Source organism: Pseudomonas sp. TKO26, from assembly GCF_003225665.1.
GTDB classification, from domain to species: domain Bacteria; phylum Pseudomonadota; class Gammaproteobacteria; order Pseudomonadales; family Pseudomonadaceae; genus Aquipseudomonas; species Aquipseudomonas saponiphila.
In genome coordinates this window covers 26,803-43,319 of the sequence record NZ_QKLN01000040.1, presented here as the reverse complement: position 1 = coordinate 43,319, position 16,517 = coordinate 26,803, and the positions used below count along the sequence as shown (strand labels likewise).

At 65.1% G+C, this 16,517-nt stretch carries 17 protein-coding genes; 9 read left to right on the top strand and 8 right to left on the bottom strand.

What is annotated here, in order from left to right; genetic code table 11:
- Positions 1-62: 62 nt before the first annotated feature.
- A complete protein-coding gene (glsB, locus tag DNK59_RS29005) occupies positions 63-971 on the bottom strand; it encodes a glutaminase B (RefSeq protein ID WP_092314620.1) in 909 nt (302 codons plus the stop codon).
- A gap of 402 nt (positions 972-1,373) precedes the next feature.
- Between glsB and DNK59_RS29000 the strand changes: the two genes are divergently transcribed.
- Positions 1,374-2,627 (top strand): ferric reductase-like transmembrane domain-containing protein, encoded by a 1,254-nt coding sequence (locus tag DNK59_RS29000; protein ID WP_110725524.1) that lies wholly within the window; start codon positions 1,374-1,376, stop codon positions 2,625-2,627.
- Here DNK59_RS29000 and DNK59_RS28995 read toward each other — a convergent pair whose 3' ends face one another.
- Positions 2,628-4,166 (bottom strand): MFS transporter, encoded by a 1,539-nt coding sequence (locus tag DNK59_RS28995; RefSeq protein WP_110725523.1) that lies wholly within the window; start codon positions 4,164-4,166, stop codon positions 2,628-2,630.
- Between the two features lie 127 nt (positions 4,167-4,293).
- Here DNK59_RS28995 and DNK59_RS28990 point away from each other — a divergent pair, with 127 nt between their 5' ends.
- Together DNK59_RS28990 and DNK59_RS28985 are read left to right on the top strand one after the other, a co-directional pair.
- Positions 4,294-5,202 carry a LysR family transcriptional regulator gene (locus tag DNK59_RS28990; protein ID WP_110725522.1) on the top strand — a complete coding sequence of 303 codons (909 nt, stop codon included), beginning with the start codon at positions 4,294-4,296 and terminating at the stop codon, positions 5,200-5,202.
- Positions 5,203-5,204: 2 nt separating this feature from the next.
- A complete protein-coding gene (locus DNK59_RS28985) occupies positions 5,205-5,753 on the top strand; it encodes a GNAT family N-acetyltransferase (RefSeq protein WP_371920325.1) in 549 nt (182 codons plus the stop codon).
- Here DNK59_RS28985 and DNK59_RS28980 read toward each other — a convergent pair.
- A complete protein-coding gene (locus DNK59_RS28980) occupies positions 5,746-6,666 on the bottom strand; it encodes a carbon-nitrogen hydrolase family protein (RefSeq protein WP_110725521.1) in 921 nt (306 codons plus the stop codon). The genes DNK59_RS28985 and DNK59_RS28980 overlap by 8 nt on opposite strands.
- 84 nt (positions 6,667-6,750) lie before the next feature.
- Between DNK59_RS28980 and DNK59_RS28975 the strand changes: the two genes are divergently transcribed.
- Entirely contained in the window at positions 6,751-7,686 is a 936-nt protein-coding gene (locus DNK59_RS28975; protein ID WP_110725520.1) for a LysR family transcriptional regulator, read from the top strand.
- Here DNK59_RS28975 and DNK59_RS28970 read toward each other — a convergent pair.
- Entirely contained in the window at positions 7,658-7,912 is a 255-nt protein-coding gene (locus DNK59_RS28970; RefSeq protein WP_016962601.1) for a hypothetical protein, read from the bottom strand. The genes DNK59_RS28975 and DNK59_RS28970 overlap by 29 nt on opposite strands.
- Positions 7,913-8,147: 235 nt before the next feature.
- Here DNK59_RS28970 and DNK59_RS28965 point away from each other — a divergent pair, with 235 nt between their 5' ends.
- The gene (locus DNK59_RS28965) at positions 8,148-8,468 is read left to right on the top strand and encodes a YqjD family protein (protein ID WP_016962600.1); all 321 of its coding nucleotides are present in this window, start codon (positions 8,148-8,150) and stop codon (positions 8,466-8,468) included.
- Between the two features lie 52 nt (positions 8,469-8,520).
- Here the strand turns inward: DNK59_RS28965 and DNK59_RS28960 are convergent, their stop codons facing one another.
- Positions 8,521-9,558, bottom strand: a complete 1,038-nt coding sequence (locus tag DNK59_RS28960; RefSeq protein WP_110725519.1) for an Ldh family oxidoreductase — start codon at positions 9,556-9,558, stop codon at positions 8,521-8,523.
- Between the two features lie 267 nt (positions 9,559-9,825).
- On the opposite strand from DNK59_RS28960, the gene DNK59_RS28955 reads away from it, so the two are divergent.
- Positions 9,826-10,827, top strand: a complete 1,002-nt coding sequence (locus DNK59_RS28955) for a FecR family protein (protein ID WP_110725518.1) — start codon at positions 9,826-9,828, stop codon at positions 10,825-10,827.
- A 44-nt stretch (positions 10,828-10,871) separates the two neighbouring features.
- On the opposite strand, the gene DNK59_RS28950 is transcribed toward DNK59_RS28955, so the two are convergent.
- Positions 10,872-13,220 (bottom strand): acylase, encoded by a 2,349-nt coding sequence (locus tag DNK59_RS28950; protein ID WP_110725517.1) that lies wholly within the window; start codon positions 13,218-13,220, stop codon positions 10,872-10,874.
- 298 nt (positions 13,221-13,518) lie between these two features.
- On the opposite strand from DNK59_RS28950, the gene DNK59_RS28945 reads away from it, so the two are divergent.
- A complete protein-coding gene (locus DNK59_RS28945) occupies positions 13,519-13,893 on the top strand; it encodes a fe2+ zn2+ uptake regulation protein (protein ID WP_092314596.1) in 375 nt (124 codons plus the stop codon).
- A gap of 13 nt (positions 13,894-13,906) precedes the next feature.
- On the opposite strand, the gene DNK59_RS28940 is transcribed toward DNK59_RS28945, so the two are convergent.
- Positions 13,907-14,095 carry a hypothetical protein gene (locus DNK59_RS28940; RefSeq protein WP_042941707.1) on the bottom strand — a complete coding sequence of 63 codons (189 nt, stop codon included), beginning with the start codon at positions 14,093-14,095 and terminating at the stop codon, positions 13,907-13,909.
- Between the two features lie 171 nt (positions 14,096-14,266).
- On the opposite strand from DNK59_RS28940, the gene DNK59_RS32205 reads away from it, so the two are divergent.
- Positions 14,267-14,395, top strand: coding sequence for a hypothetical protein (locus DNK59_RS32205; RefSeq protein WP_256596732.1), 129 nt, complete (start codon positions 14,267-14,269; stop codon positions 14,393-14,395).
- 88 nt (positions 14,396-14,483) lie between these two features.
- On the opposite strand, the gene DNK59_RS28935 is transcribed toward DNK59_RS32205, so the two are convergent.
- Positions 14,484-15,398 carry a LysR family transcriptional regulator gene (locus DNK59_RS28935; protein ID WP_092314592.1) on the bottom strand — a complete coding sequence of 305 codons (915 nt, stop codon included), beginning with the start codon at positions 15,396-15,398 and terminating at the stop codon, positions 14,484-14,486.
- A gap of 120 nt (positions 15,399-15,518) precedes the next feature.
- Between DNK59_RS28935 and DNK59_RS28930 the strand changes: the two genes are divergently transcribed.
- Positions 15,519-16,514, top strand: a complete 996-nt coding sequence (locus DNK59_RS28930; RefSeq protein ID WP_092314590.1) for an aldo/keto reductase — start codon at positions 15,519-15,521, stop codon at positions 16,512-16,514.
- The last annotated feature ends 3 nt before the right edge of the window (positions 16,515-16,517 follow it).

Below are 16,517 nucleotides of genomic sequence, written 5' to 3'. Positions count from 1 at the left end.
TGAGCATTCCGAGACCGTTTTCAACGCAGCATCACCGAGTATCAAGGCTTTTCGTACAAAGCCTAGAACACTGACCAGCCTATGCGCTGGCTGAGCAACTCCAGGGCCGCCATGCCCACCAGGGAGTTGCCGGCGCTGTTGAGTTCCGGCGACCACACGCACACCGTGAACTGCCCCGGCACCACCGCGACAATCCCGCCGCCCACGCCACTCTTGCCCGGCAAGCCGACCCGATAGGCGAAGTTGCCGGCCTCGTCGTACAGGCCGCTGGTGGCCATGATCGAGTTGACCTGCTGGGTCTGGCGCCGCGTGAGAATCTGCTCGCCGCTGTGCTTGCAGAAACCGTCGTTGGCCAGGAAGCAGAAGGCCCGGGCCAGATCGACACAGCTCATGCGCAAGGCGCAATGGCTGAAGTAGCTGCGCAGCACCGCCTCCACATCGTTATGGAAGTTGCCGAAAGACTGCATCAGGTAGGCCATGGCCGCGTTGCGGGCACGGTGCTGGTATTCCGAATCGGCCACCCGGCCATCCACCATCACCTGGCTGTTGCCCGACAGGCGCCGGACAAAATCGCGCATGGACAAGGCTGGAGCCGCGAAACGCGACTGGTTGATGTCGCAGATCACCAGGGCGCCGGCATTGATAAAGGGATTGCGCGGGCGGCCGCGCTCGAACTCCAGTTGCACCAGGGAGTTGAAGGGTTGTCCCGAGGGCTCGTGGCCCAGGCGTTCCCAGATCGCTTCGCCGGAATGGCCGATGGCCTGCACCAGGCTGAAGACCTTGGAAATACTTTGCACCGAGAATGGCGTGTCAGCGTCACCGGCGCTGAATACCTGGCCATCGTTGCCATATACGGCAATCCCCAGTTGGTTGGCCGGCACATCGGCCAGGGCCGGAATGTAGTTGGCGACCCGGCCTTGGCCGATCAGGGGACGGACTTCATCGAGAATCTGGTTCAACAGGGCTTGCATGTTCAGGCTCGTCATCACGGGCCCCGGTACGTCTGCGGGGCTATGGCAGCTAGACGCACGCCAAGCGTTACGCAGCACACCCAAGTGCACATTCTCCGGCAAGCCGACGCCAACCCGCCAGCTGCCCCCGTGCCGTGCGCAGCAAATCGAAATGCAATTGAGATTCGATCATTTCCCACAATCACAGAACACGCAATCGATGACCCGCATCAGCTTGAATTAAGGTTCAGACGCTAGAATGGCCTCAGGTTACGCGCGAACAAAGCTGTCATATCCCGCTATACCCCAGCGCCACACCACTCCATGCATCGCGCCGTTTGGCGTCGCTCCCATCGCAACGGGACCTTTGCGGCAGTCGATGTTCATGCCATGACGGCATTTCCTCAGCGGAGTCATGCACCCTTGAAAACCTGGCACACGATAGTCGGCGTTCTGCTGATCACCACGTTCACTCTCCTGCTGGAGATCCCTTCCACCACCTGGCTGACCTCCGCCACCCTGAGCATGGTCCTGGGCAGCACGGCCCTGGCCTACATGGCCCTGTCCTGCTTGCTGGCCGCCCGCTGGGGCGTTGTCGAGCGCCTGTTCGGCGGCCTCGACCGGGTCTACGAGGTGCATAAATGGCTGGGGATCTGGGCCCTGGCGTTCGCCAGCTATCACCTGGTGTTCAAGGCCAACCTGGATGAATGGAACAGCGTGCCGATCCTCGAACTGTCCAAGTACTGGAGCCGCCTGGTGCGCCAATTGAGCTACGTGGCCCTGGGCCTGATCGTGCTCCTGGCGCTGAACCGCAACATTCCCTACAGCCAATGGCGCTGGTGGCACAAGCTGTCCGGGCCGCTGTTCCTGATCGTGATCCTGCACGGCTTGAGCTTCAAATCGCCGATCACCCTGGACTCGCCATCGGGCCTGTGGCTTGGCGCGCTGTGCATCCTCGGGGTGCTGGGCGCCCTGTACAAACTGCTGCTCTACCCTTTGGTGGCCAAGGCCGGCGAATATCAGGTGAGCGCGGTCCGGGTGGAGAAGAACTCCCTGCACCTGGAATTGAAGCCCCTGGGCCGGGGCTTTCCCTTCAAGGCCGGGCAGTTCGCGTTCCTGTCGATGCAGGAAAAGGGCCTGCGCGAGCCGCACCCCTTCACCATCGCCAGTGCCCAGGCCGAGGACGGGCGCATCGAGTTCGTCATCCGTGCCCTCGGCGACTACACCCAACGGTTGCGCAAGCAGGTCAAGGTCGGCATGCGCGCTGATCTCTACGCACCTTATGGCCGTTTCAAGCGTCCCCAGGAAGCGGCCCGGGAGATCTGGATCGGCGGCGGCGTGGGCATTTCGCCGTTCATTTCCTGGCTGCAGGACGCCGCCGCCGGGGAGTTCAACAAGGCCACCCTGGTGTACTGCTACAACCCGTCCCGGGCCTTTCCCAGCGTCGACACCCTGCAAGGCATGGCCCAGGCCCGTGGCGTGGACTTCGTCGCCAACAGCGGCGGCACCGAGTCCCTGGCGCAGACCCTGCAGCGCACCGCGGCGCAGACCGATCCGCAGCAGATCCGCATCAGTTTCTGCGGCCCCAAGGGTCTGCTGGCCCAGGTCCGCGAACTGATGCACGAGTACCGGATTCCCGAAGCCAACCTGCACTACGAGTTCTTCGAGTTCCGCTGATCAGTTGCCGAGGCGACGCGGGTGGCGCGGCTCATGCAGCGCCACCTTGACCACCAGGGCGGCCACCAGGGTGATGACCATCAGCACCTGCAACAGCTGGCTGAAGGCCTGGGCATAGCTGTGCAGCAACGCCTCCCGGGACCAGCTCGGCAAAGCCCCGGCACTGGCCGCCAGATCACCGCCGGCCAGTTGCCGGGCGGCCAGTGACAGGGCGTCGCCCGAAGCCCCGTGGGCGCCCAGCGCCTGTTGCAGCAATGCCGCCAGCAACGCCACCACCAGGGCCAGGGCGATGCCCTCGCCCGCCACCCGGGTGGTGCTGAAGATGCCACTGGCCATGCCGGCCCGCTCCTTGGGCACCACGCTTACCGACAGACCGTCCATCAAGCCCCAGGGCAGGCCGCTGCCCAGGCCGATCACCAGCAACGGCCAGACCCGTTCGCCGGCGCCCTGCCCCGGCGCCAGGCGGCTGAGCCACCAGAGCCCGCCGGCGGCCACCAGCAGCCCCAGGCTCGACAGATTGCCGGCGCTGAACCAGCGGTTGAGCCAGCCCGCAGCCAACGGCACCACCAGCATCGGCGCGGACAGGGCCAGCATCAGCAGCCCGGCGTCGATCTCGCTGTAACCTTCGACGCCGATAAAGCGGATCGGCAGCAGGATCAGCAGCACCACGTAGCAATAGCAGGTGGCGATAGGCAGCACCTGCACCCCGACAAAGCGCGGGTAGCGAAACAGCGACAGGTCGAGCATCGGCCGCGCCGCCCGCCGCTCCACGAGGATGAACAACCCCAGGGCCAGCAGCGCTCCCAGCAGCAACGCCAGGACCCAAGGACTGCTCCAGCCGCTTTGCGGCGCCTGCAGAATGCCCCAGGTCAGCAGCACCAGGGCCAGGGTGAAGCTCAAGGTCCCGGGCCAGTCCACGCCCCGGGCCTGGGGATCCCTGGACTCCTGCATGCGTGGCACGCCAAAGGCCAGGGACAGGCCGCCGATCAGCGCTCCGGAGACGAAGATCCCGCGCCAGCCGCTGTGCTCCACCAAGACCCCCGCGAGGATCGGGCCAAAGGCCAGGCCGACGCCAAAGGTAGTGCCCAGCAAGCTGAAGGCCCGGGTGCGCCCGGGGCCGTCAAAGGCCTGGGCCAGGGCCGCCGAACCACCGGCCAGGGCGGCAGCGCCAGCCAGCCCCTGGACTCCGCGCAGCAGGTTGAGCCACAGCAGCGACGGCACGAACACCAGGGCCAGGGAGCTCAAGCCGAACAGCGCCACCCCCAGGCTGAACAGGCGCTTGCGACCGTACTCGTCGGCCAGGGTCCCGGCAGCCATCAACACACTGCCAAAGGTCAGCATGAAGGCGTTGGTGGTCCAGCTCAGGGCCAGGGGGCTGCCCCCCAGTTCGCGGGCGATGGCCGGGGTCGCCACGGCCACCCCGACAAAGGTCAGGGGCAGCATCAGCGCCGCCAGGCACACCGCCGCCAATACACCGTAGGCACCCCGCTCGCGGGTGCGGGCCGGCAACCCCAGGGATAGGTCGAGTTCAGGATTCATGGACACCTCTACGCCCCGGCAATCAGGGCTGACTGAAGAAAAATCCAGGATAGGCAGGCCGCAATCGATAAAAAACAGGGCATTATTCCGCTCTTTACGGACAAAAACGCTGCAATCGAGGTGCACCATGGACAACCTGAATGGCCTGCAAGTGTTTGTCTGCGTGGTCCAGAGCGGCAGCCTGGTGGCCGCCAGCGAGCGCCTGGGGCTATCCGCCTCGGCCGTGGGCAAGGCCCTGTCGCGCCTTGAACAACGGCTCGGCGTGCGCCTGCTCAACCGCAGCACCCGGCGCATCAGCCTGACCGACGAAGGCACGCTGTTCTACGAACGCGGCCAGCGCATCGTCGATCAGGTACAGGAAGCGGAAGCCGAACTGGCGCGGCTCAGCGATGCGCCCCGGGGGCGGTTGCGGGTCAGCCTGCCGGCCATCGGCTACCGCATGCTGCTGCCGATCCTTCCGGCGTTCTCTGCGCGCTACCCGGACATCGAACTGGACCTGGACTTCAACGACCGGCTGATCGACGTCATCGCCGAAGGGGTGGATGCAGTGATCCGCAGCGGCGAGTTGCCGGATTCCCAGCTCAGGTCCCGCAGCCTCGGTCCCTTCGGCTTCGTGCTGGTCGGTGCGCCCGGCTACTTCGCTCGCCGCGGCACACCCCGGACGCCCAGGGATCTGGAGCACCACGCCTGCCTGCGCTACAAGTTTCCAGGTGGCAGCCAACTGCAGCAGTGGCGCCTGCACCTGGCGGACAGCGCCGCGCCGCTGGTGCTGGGCAGCGCCCTGACCAGCAACAACCTGGAGGCGCTGATCCATGCCGCAAGCCAGGGCCTGGGCATCGCCTACGTGCCGGATTTCGTGGTCAGCGGCGCCCTGGCCGACGGCAGCCTGGTGTCGGTGCTGGACGACTTCCAGCAAGAGCGCGGCAAGTTCTCCATACTCTGGCCCAGCAGCCGGCACTTGCTGCCCAAGCTGCGGGTGTTCGTCGACTTTCTCGGCGAGCATCTGCTGCTCGGCAAACCTCACAAGGAGTCCTGATCATGATTGGCAGCCTGCCTACCCTGCACACCAAGCGCCTGTTGCTGCGGCCCCTGGAACTGGCGGATGCCGACGCCATCCAGCAGCTGTTTCCCCATTGGGAAGTGGTGCGCTACCTCAACGCCCTGGTGCCCTGGCCCTACCCGGCCGACGGCGCCTTGAGCTTCGTGCGTGACATGGCCCTGCCGGCCATGGACCGGGGCACGGAATGGCACTGGACCCTGCGCCTGCACAGCGACCCGGGCCGGATGATCGGCTGCATCAGCCTGATGGACCAGGTTGACGACAACCGCGGCTTCTGGCTGGCCCCGCCATGGCAGGGCCAGGGCTTCATGAGCGAGGCCTGCAAGGCGGTGGACCACTATTGGTTCGAGGTGCTGCAACGGCCCTTGATGCGCGTGCCCAAGGCAGCGCCAAACCAGGGCTCGCGGAAAATTTCCGAGCGTGGCGGCATGCGCCTGGTCAGCTCGGAAGAAGGCGAATTCGTCAGCGGGCGGTTCCCCGTGGAGCTGTGGGAAATCACCCGCGAAGAGTGGCGCCGGCTCAGGTAAAGCGCACCCCGGGGCGGGCGCGCTGGTCCACGGTCAGCTCAAATACATCCGGGCGGGCGTAATGGCCGACCACGTCGTAGTCATAACGCGCACGCAGCAGATCGGCGGTGTCGATCTCGGCGCTGATCAGCCCGGCACGGCCCACCAGCGGCCCGGCCAGCACATCGCCCATGGGCCCGACGATCACGCTGCCGCCGACAATCAACGGGCGCTGCGCCGGCCAGTTGGCAATCTCCAGCCCCAGCTCCTCTGGCGAGGCCTGGACCTGACAGGCGCTGACCACGAAACAACGACCTTCATGGGCAATGTGACGCATGCTCACCTGCCACATCTCGCGCTCGTCCACCGTGGGTGCGCACCAGACTTCGACGCCCTGGGCATACATCGCGGTGCGCAGCAGCGGCATCATGTTTTCCCAGCAGATCACCGCGCCGACCCGGCCCACCTGGGTGTCAAGCACCGGCAGGGTCGAGCCGTCGCCCTTGCCCCAGATCAGCCGCTCGGTGCCGGTGGGCATCAATTTGCGGTGCTTGCCAACAAGCCCCGCCTGCGGGTCGAAATACAGCGCCGTGCAATACAGGGTGCTGCCGCTGCGCTCGATCACCCCCAGCACCAGGTTGGCCCCGGTCCGCGCCGACAGCCCGGCCAGGGCCTCGGTTTCGGCCCCGGGGACGTCGATGGCATTGGCGAAGTAGCGGGCGAAGGCTTCGCGCCCTTCCGGCAGGCGGTAACCCAGTTGGGTACCGAAGCCTTCGCCCTTGGGATAGCCCCCCAGCAGCGCCTCGGGCATCACCACCAACTGCGCACGCGCTTCGATGATCGCGCCCTCATAGGAGAGGATCTGCTCCAGGGTGGCGGCCTTGCCTTCTGGCAAGGCACCGATTTGCAGGGCGGCGACGATGGACTTGGGCATGACATGACTCCTCGAACGATCAGGTGTTGCGCATTGTCCTGCCGCCGCTGATCATCGATAAACCCCAACTCAGTGCTTAATGATATGAACCAGATGAATATCGCCAGCGTCGACCTCAACTTGCTCAAGGCCTTCGAAGCCCTGCATGACGAGTCCAGCGCCAGCCGCGCGGCTCTGCGCCTGGGAGTCACCCAATCAGCCATGAGTGCGGCCTTGCGCCGCCTGCGCGAGTTGTATGGCGATCAATTGTTTGTTCGCACCGGCCGCGGCCTGGCGCCGACCCTCAAGGCCAATCAATTGAAGCCGGTGGTCACTGAGGCTCTGAACAAGTGTCGCCAGAGCCTGGCCATGGTTGCTCCGGACAGCGCCGATTATCAGGGGCGCTCGGTGACGGTCGGGCTATCGGATGATTTCGAGATTGCCTATGGCCGGCAGATGATCGAAGCCGTGGCCCGACGGGCGCCCAAGCTGCGGCTGATTTTCCGCCAGACCCACAGCCAGATCGTCGCCGAGGCACTATTGCAGCGCAGCGTCGACCTGGCCATCAGCGCCGGCGGCTTTGCCGAGCGCCTGCTCAGTCGGCAAGTGCTGGGGGAAGGCGACTACCTTTGCCTGGCGGACCCGGCCAGCCTGGCACCCGGGCAGCGGCAGATCGACCTGGAGGAATTTGTCCGGCGTGAACACCTGCTGGTGTCGTCGCAAGGTTTTATCGGCATCACCGATGAAGGATTGGCGAATCTGGGGCTCAGTCGCCAGGTCTGCGCCTCGACCACGCACTTTGCCGCGCTGCCCTTTCTGCTCAAGGGCAGCCAGGCGGTGGCGACCATTCCTGCCCATGCCGCGCGGCGCATTGCCGAGTTCACCGGCCTGCAATTGCTGCCCTGTCCCTTGGCACTGCCACGCTATCCGATCGAACTGGGCTGGCGCACCAGCCCACAGATCGACCCGCTGCTGGTGAAGGTACGTGAAGCGATTGTCGAGTGTTTCGCGATTACTTGTTCGCCGCCATCAGCCGATTGACTTCGCTGCGCACCATGTTGGAGAACTCCGGCGGCGACATGCCGTCCAGTTCCGCGCGGACCCACTCGGCCCACTTGCCCTTGCGCTTGCCGCGCTCGCCGAACAACCGCGCGGCCTCGCCCTTGGCCTTGCCCAGGTTGCTCTGCCACAGTTCGAACAGACGGGACTTCTCGTCCTCGATGGCGGCGCGTTCGGCCAGGGGCTTGTTAGCCAGATTGAAACTCATGGGAAATTCCTGCTGCGTAAAATAGGCGACATCTTACACTGTAGGGGCTGACGGGTTTACCCCGGGCTGGCGAGCAAGGGGCAAAATGGCTGCAACTTTTGCCACCGCAGCGGACTCCATTGCAGGTACCCGATCACTGCAGCCGCTGTCGCAGACTGCAATCGGCTTGAGCCGGCCTTCTGCTCCAGAAGGCGCGCTCATGCACCACCGTTCACATTGTCCAAGGAAAAACTTCATGCCTCGTAAATCAGCCGCGCAAGCGGAAAACGATCAAATCAAGGACCAGGCCTTCAGCGAGTTGCAGGCGCTGATCGAAGAATCGGAAAAACTGCTCAAGGGCAGCGCCACCCTGGTGGGCGAAGAAGGTGAAAGCCTGCGCCGGCAGGTGAGCCTCAAGCTCAAGCAGGCGCTGGACTCGGTGAGCCATGTGCGCGAACGCAGCAAGCCGGTGGTGGATGCCACCGAGCAATACATCGGTGGCCACCCGTGGCAGACCGTGGCCATCTCCGCCGGTGTCGGGCTGGTGGTCGGCCTGTTGCTCGGCCGTCGTTCCTGACCGATCCTGCAGGCCAGGTCCCTCGTTGGCCTGGCCTGCATTTCCATACCCTTCAGCCCCGCGCCAGATCCCGCAACTGCTGCAGTTGCGCAGCACCGATGGCAATCCCTTGTTGCAGCGAACGCTCGCGCTGCTGATGCCGGCGCTCCCCGGGCAGGCGCTTGAGCCCCACCGCGTGCATCTGTCGCACCAGTTCCTGGCTGCGCTCGGCGAAACTCTGTCCGGCAGCCTTGCTCGGATCGATGACAATCAGTAACTGCCCGGTCCAGGGCGTCTTGGCCCCGGGATGATTGGACCAGTCGAATTCAAAAGAGAAATGTCCGCCAGTCAGCGCCGCGGCCAACAACTCCACCATCATCGACAGCGCCGAGCCCTTGTGCCCGCCAAAGGGCAGCAGCGCCCCGCCTTCGAGGATCGCCTTGGGGTCCTGGGTCGGCTGCCCCAGGCTGTCGACGCCGATGCCCAGGGGCAGGCGCTTGCCCTCGCGCGCGGCAATCTGCACATCGCCATGGGCAATGGCGCTGGTGGCCAGGTCGAAGACAATCGGCTGGCCCTGGGCCTGGGGCGCGGCGAAGGCGATCGGGTTGGTGCCGAACAACGGCCGGTCGGCCCCGTGGGGCACCACGCAGGTCATGCTGTTGACCACGCTCAAGGCCACCAGCCCTTCTTCGGCAAAGGGTTCGACATCAGGCCAGAGTGCGGCGAAATGGTGCGAGTTGCGGATCGCCAGGACGGCAATCCCGGCCTCCCGGGCCTTGTGCACCAGCAGCTCGCGGGCCGCCGCCAGGGCCGGCTGGGCAAAGCCGTTGTCGGCATCGACCCGGACAAAGGCTGCGGCGACATCTTCCACCACCGGCTGCGCCTGGCCATTGACCCAGCCACTGGCCAGGGTCGAGACGTAGCCGGGAATACGGAACACGCCATGACTGTGGGCGCCGTCACGCTCGGCGCCGGCGCAGTTCTCGGCCAGGCAACGGGCGACCTCGGCGCGACAGCCGTGGCCCAGGAAAATCGTCTCCAGCAACTGCACCAGAGCCGGGTAAGACAGGTATTCGCAGGGAGTATCAACAACCGGGGACGAGGCAGACATCTGAAGCTCCAGAGTAGTTATTGGAGGGGGCAACAGGACGTGACTGGCGATTAAACAACGACCAGCCGCAACCCTGTCAACCACCGTCTGAAGCTTGCAGGGAAGGTGCCAGAATCCTCCCTTGCGGCGACATCCGCAGCCCGGTTCCCAGCGCCTGACAAAGGGCATCGCGGGCGAAATTCACCCCAGATGACTGGGTAATCGCCATCATGGTTGTTCTCCAAGGCTTGTCGCGAAGGGTAGAATGCGCGAAATCAGGAAGAGTCAATGAGCCAACAGATCCTCTCAGAAGCCGAGTACGACGCCATTACCCAGGCTGCGGCGCAATGGTGCATGCGCCTGCACGAAGCAGACTGCAGCGATGCCGAGCGCCTGGCCTTTCAGCAATGGCATGATGCCGACCCACTGCACGCCTTCGAATACCAGGCCATGCGGGAAATCTGGGAAGTGGCCGATCAACTGCCACCCTCCGCCCTGTCGACCCCGGCGCCCCAGCCGGCGCCACGACGCAGCTGGCAACGTTACGGCCTGGCCGCGGCCATTGCCCTGTGTGCCCTGCCCCTGGCCGCCTACAGCGGCTGGGAACTGGGTTGGCTGCCCTCGTCCTACGAACGCTTCGAAGCCGGCGACAGCCTGCGCAGCGTGACCCTGGCCGATGGCAGCCAGGTCGAGCTGAACCTGGGCAGCGCCCTGACCTACAGCAACTACAAGGACCAGCGCCGGGTCACCCTGAACAAGGGCGAGGCCTTCTTCAAGGTCAGCCATGACAGCGCCCATCCTTTCGTGGTCAAGGCCGCCCGCGGCCAGGTCAAGGTCACCGGCACCCAGTTCAACGTGTGGATGTATGAAGATCAGGTGCGGGTCACCCTGCTGCAGGGCTCGGTGCTGGTCAACAGCAATACCGCCCAGCCCGGCGAGGGCTTCCGCCTGGAGCCCGGCATGCAGGCCCGCTACCAGGAAGGCGACTACGCACCGCAGATCAGCCAGACCTACAGCAACGACAGTTCCCTGGCCTGGCGCAGCGGCAAGCTGGTGCTGGACAACCTGTCCCTCACCGAGGCCCTGCCGCTGATCAATCGCTATCTGGACAGCCCGGTACAGCTGGCTGACAGCCAGACCGGCAACATCCGCGTCGGCGGCATCTACAACACCCGGGAGATCAAGAGCCTGCTGACCTCGCTGCCCAAGGTGCTGCCGGTGTATCTGACGCGCAATCGCCAGGGCAACCCGGTGATCAACGCCCTGCCCCAGTCGCCGCCAAACAGCTGAAGGCCGCCCGGTTCCCGGGGCGGCCTCGATTCACTGACTGACACTCACTGCGCGGGCATCGACTCAGGCTCCCGGCGCGGCTCCTGGATCCGTTGCACCTGATACTGGCCGTCGGCGCGGATCTGCGCCTCGGTAAAGGGCAGCACCTGCCACTGGTTGGCGGCAAACGCCTCGGTCTGGTCGCGAAAATGCCCCGAGGCCGGGTCGCTGGACAGGGAGAACGCCAGCAACCCCAGGGCCCGCGGGCCGTGCTCATCGAAACTGACCACATTCAGGTAGCTGGTGCCGCTCACCACCTCGCGCTTGCCGTCGTCCCCCGGCACGCTCTGGATGGCGTTGTACACCCCCAGGCTTTCCGGGCCACCGGGCACCGGGGTCGGCCGCCCGCCCCGGCTCACCTGCTGCAACTGGCCCCAGCGCACGTCATTCGCCAGCCCGGCGGCGTCCACCTCCTGCGCCGCTGCCAGCATGGCTGCACGCAGGGCCTGGGCCACCGGTTCGCGGCCGATGGCCAGGCCCCGCGGCGTGTGCTGCGGGTCCCTGGCATCGAAAGCCACCCGCCAGATATCGGGGTTCTGCAACAGCGGCTGCATGATGCCCTGGAAGTACACCAGGCCCAGGCCGCTGTGCAGGCCGGCACTGCGGTCCCAGGAGGCGAGGCTGCCACACAGCCGCGCCAGCTGCCGGGTATCGGCGCCCAGGTCCTGCGCACAGAACTGCAGCAGGTCCGGCATCACCAGGCCGGCCAGGTACACCTGGTTGTCGCTGACCATGTGCAGCAGGTCGGCCGCCTTTATCTGCTGCATCCGGCTCAGGCGCTCCAGAGCGAAACGCGCGCGCATCTTCAGCGGCACGTCCTGCTGGCTGATCACCGGCGAGAAGCCTTGCAGCGGCGCCGCCGGGTTGACCATCCAGGCCGAGTCATTGGAATGCTGCAGGTAGTCGTTGCGCGTCAGCTGCGGCAACTGGCTGGCGGCGAAGATACCCGGCTGCGCCGCGGCCGGATCGATGTCCCAGGCACAGGCGCTGCGCGAGCCATCAAGAACGATGACCCGGGTCCCGGCCCGCGGGTCGCTGCACTGCGCCAGCTTGGCCTGGGTCACGTTGGGCACCACCGACTGGTTCATGTACAGCGCACGGCCCTGATCATCCACCGCCAGGGTGTTGACCCAGGGAATGCCCTGCAACCGGTGCACGCTGTCTTGCAGATCGCTGACGCTGGTGGCCTGGTTCATCGCGTACCACTGGGCCAGCACGCGGCTGTTGTCGAGGTTGGCGTCGCGCAGGCTGTAGGCGTACTGGCGATTCCAGTCCAACTCCCCCGGCCATTGCACGATGGGGCCGAACACCGAGCTGTAGAGGGTGCGCGACTGGGGTTGCACACTGCCGTCCGCGCCTTTGCCCTGCACCGTCACCACCTGACGCTGCATTGGCAGCGAGCGACCGTCCAGCAGGTAGCGGGTCGGGTCCTTGGGGTCCAGTTGCAGGCGGTACAGGGTGAAGTGCTTGGACGCATCCACGGTGTGGGTCCAGGCCAGGTGCTGGTTGAAGCCGATGTTGATCAGCGGCAGGCCGGGCAAGGCGGCGCCCATCACATCCAGCTGGCCGGGGATGGTCAGGTGCATCTGATAGAAGCGCATGCCGCCGACCCAGGGAAAGTGCGGGTTGGCCAGCAGCAGACCGCGACCATTGAAGGAACGCTCGCCACCCACCGCCACCGCGTTGCTGCCCCGGTCCAGGGCGAAAGCCTGTTGCCGGCTCGCCGCCAGTTGCCACTGCCTGGGGCTCAAGGCCGCCTGGGCGGCGTCTCCCGGGGGCGCGGCCAGGGCCAGGGCCTCGACGAACTGGCCGGCACCGCCCTCGACCAGCAGGCGTCGGGTCAGCTTCACCAGGTCGGCGCTGGTCAGCGGCCGCAGCCAATCGCCCTGGCACTGCTCCGGCAAGCCCTGAGCGCGGCGCTCAAGCAACTGCCGGTTGAAGCCTTCGACATAACCCTGCATGCGTTCGCGCAGCGCCGGGGTCTGCGCCTGCCAGAAAGCCGCCACCGCCTCAGGGCTGTTCAGCCAACTGAAAAACACATCGCTGGCCAGATTGTCGCGCTGCTCCGGGGTCTGGCCCTGCGCACCGAAATACCTGGAGCGCTCGGCGTTGACCGTCAGCACTTCATTGGCCAGCAGGCACAGATTGTCCTGGGCATAGGCGTAACCGATGCCATAGCCCAGTCCGCGCTCATCGGCGGCACGGATATGCGGCACACCAAAGCTGGTGCGGCGGATCTCGGCCCGGACCGGGTCCGGGTCCGGCTGCGCCTGTGCCTGTGCCTGAACGCCACAACCGAGGCTCAGCAACGCGGCGGCAAGGGCTAAATGCGGAAATTGCCTGGAAATGATCACACCGACTCCTGATACAAAAAAACACAACCAGGACTGGTGCGCAGGCGGGGTACGGCAATGCCGCCAGTCTGGGAATCCAGCCGCGCACGGATCAACCGGCGCCTGCCTGCCCATAAAGACGAAGACCGGGGAAAAAATTTAAGCCCACAACGCCGGCCGCTGCGGTCATCACATGTCAGCGACTCGATACTGACAATTTTTCTACATTCTGGGCCTCATGATTGGTCATCCTCGCTCGTCTAGTACTTAGAGCACCCATCATTCTTTTCCTGATCAGGCTCTGATAAGGAGTTCTTGCATGTACAACCCGCAACTGCCAATGGATGGCACCCCCGTGAACAACCCGCCTGCGCTGAATGCCGGCGCCTTCAGCCGCAGCGCCGAGCGCAACAGCAACGAACGCATCAAGCAGCTGCTGAAGAGCTTTGGCCTGCGCACCAGTCTGATTCGCCTGAAAGTCATCGACGCCCTGCTCACCGCCGCCCAGAGCGAGCGCTCCCTGGGCGTGCGCGGAATCCACAGCCAATTGCTGGAACTGGACATTCCGCTGTCGTTTCTCAGTGTCCGGGAAGTGTTGAAACGCCTGTGCAGCGAGGGCGTGTTGACCCTCAATGCAGACAAGAGCTACAGCCTGCACCAGCAGGCCGCAGCGGTGCTCGACGGCCTCTCCTGAGGCCGCCGGCGGCTCAGGGCTTGACCTTGCGGCGCATCACGCCATTGATCACCACCACGACCACCGCCACGCCAATGGCGATGTACTGAAAGAGTTTTTCGCTGATGACGCCGTGGTTCTGCAGGTAGGAAAGGCCAAGCATGATCCCCAGTACCACCAGGGAAATCAGAATCGAGTATTTCAAGCGTTGTGACTGGGTCATTGCGGGGTCCTGAAGCTGAAAATGTATCCGCCGTGTATCAAGGTCGATGCCAAGCACATACCAGGATTTGGGGATGGGCCGGGGAAATCGGGGTCACATGGTACAGGCGCCAAGGAGATTTTGCTTCCTTGCCGGCCTGTTGCGTTTTCCGTGCCCCTTGAGGATTGATAAATGTTTCGTCGAATCACGCTGCTGATTCCCCTGCTGGCCATCCTGACCCTGTCTGGCTGCATCATCATGCCCCGCGATGGCGGCCATCATCGTTACTACGACGGCGGCCCCGGCTACTACCACCGCTGAGACATGCGGCCAATCCATCGGCCACAGCGCATCGCCCACCACCAACGCCCGCCCCGTCGCGGGCGTTTTGCTGCCAGGGCCGGCGGTTTCAGGGGCGTGAGGTCAGGTTGCCGGGACGGGCGAACAGCTCCACCAGCCAGTCGACCAGCACCCGCACCCGGGTCGACAGATGGCGCTGGGGCGGATACAGCGCGGTCAAGGGCAGCGTCGGCGCCGGGCAATCCTGCAGCACCTCCTGCAGCAGGCCTGCCTGCAACTGCCGGGCAACGTTGTAGTACGGGGTCTGCACCAGCCCGTAACCGGCCTCGCAGGCCGCCAGGTAACCGTCGGCGCTGTTGACCGCCACCTGCTTGGGCAACTGCATCTGGCGCAACTGGCCGTCAACGAAGAATTCCAGGCCGTAGCGCTTGCCACTGACGCTGGAGAAGTACTCCACCATCTGATGCCCCTCCAGCTCTGCCGGGGACCGTGGAATTCCCCGCTGGCGCAGGTAGCCGGGGCTGGCGCACGTCACCTGCTGCAATTGCACCAACGGCCGCGCCACCAGACTCTCGTCCAGGGTCGGACCGCCACGCAGGGCGCAATCGACGCCTTCGCGGATCAGATCCACCGGACGGTCGTTGAGGCCGATTTCCAGCTCGATCAACGGGTAGCGGGCGGAGAATTCCGGCAACGCCGGAATCACCATCAGGCGACCGATGCCCACCGGCATGTCGATGCGCAACAGCCCCCGGGGATGGTGCCGGGTCAGGGAAAACGCCGCCTCGGTTTCCTCCAGGTCCGCCAGCAGTTGCAGGCAGCGCCGGTAATAGGCGGCGCCGTCCAGGGTCGGGCTGACCTGGCGGGTGGTGCGGTGCAGCAGTTGCACCCCCAGGTGAGCTTCCAACTGCTTGATCAGGATGGTCACCGAAGCCCGGGGCATTTGCAGGTCGTCGGCGGCGCGGGCAAAGCCGCCAAGCTCGACGATGCGGGTGAAGACGCGCATGGCGTTGAAACGGTCCATGGAACACGGGCTCGCAATTATTTAGAAAATACCAATAGTGATAGCGTTTTTAGCCTGTTTATCGGTTTTTTGTCGAGTAGCAAACTGCACGCTCTTCCCCACTCACCGGAGCAATCACCGATGCACACTCGACAACTGGGTCATAACGGTCCACAGGTTTCCGCCATCGGCCTGGGCTGCATGGGCATGAGCGACTTCTACGCCCCAGGCAGCGATCCCCGGGAAGCCATCGCCACCCTGCACCGCGCCCTGGAACTGGGGATCAACCTGTTGGACACCGCCGACATGTATGGCCCCCACAGCAACGAAGAACTCATCGGCCAGGCGATTCGCGGCAAGCGCCAGCAGGTGTTCCTGGCCAGCAAGTTCGGCATCGTCCGCGATCCGGGCGACGCCACGGCCCGCGGCGTCAATGGCCGCCCGGACTACGTGCGCGCCTCCATCGACGGCAGCCTGCGTCGCCTCGGCGTGGACACCCTGGACCTGTATTACCTGCACCGGGTCGACCCGCAGGTGGCCATCGAGGAGACGGTCGGCGCCATGGCCGAGCTGGTCCAGGCCGGCAAGGTGCGCTACCTGGGCCTCAGCGAAGCCTCGGCCGCGACCCTGGAGCGGGCGCACAAGGTGCATCCCATCAGCGCCCTGCAAAGCGAATATTCGTTGTGGAGCCGAGATCAGGAAGACAACGGCTGCCTCGCCGCCTGCCAACGCCTGGGGATTGCCTTCGTGCCCTACAGCCCCCTGGGCCGGGGTTTTCTCACCGGTGCCCTGCAAAGCCCGGACGATTTCGCCGCCGACGACTACCGGCGCCTGAGCCCGCGTTTCCAGGGGCAGAACTTCCAGCGCAACCTGCAACTGGTGCAACAGGTGCAGCAACTGGCGGCGGACAAGCAGGTCACTGCCGGGCAACTGGCCCTGGCCTGGGTACTGGCACAGGGCGACTACCTGATTCCGATTCCCGGAACCAAGCAACGGCGCTATCTGGAGGAAAACCTGGGGGCACTGGAGGTGCGCTTGAGTGCGCAGGAGCTGGCGTCGCTGGAGCAGATATTCAGCCCGGGCAACACGGCGGGCAATCGCTATCCCGAAGAGGTCATGGCGTTGCTGACGCGCTGAAGC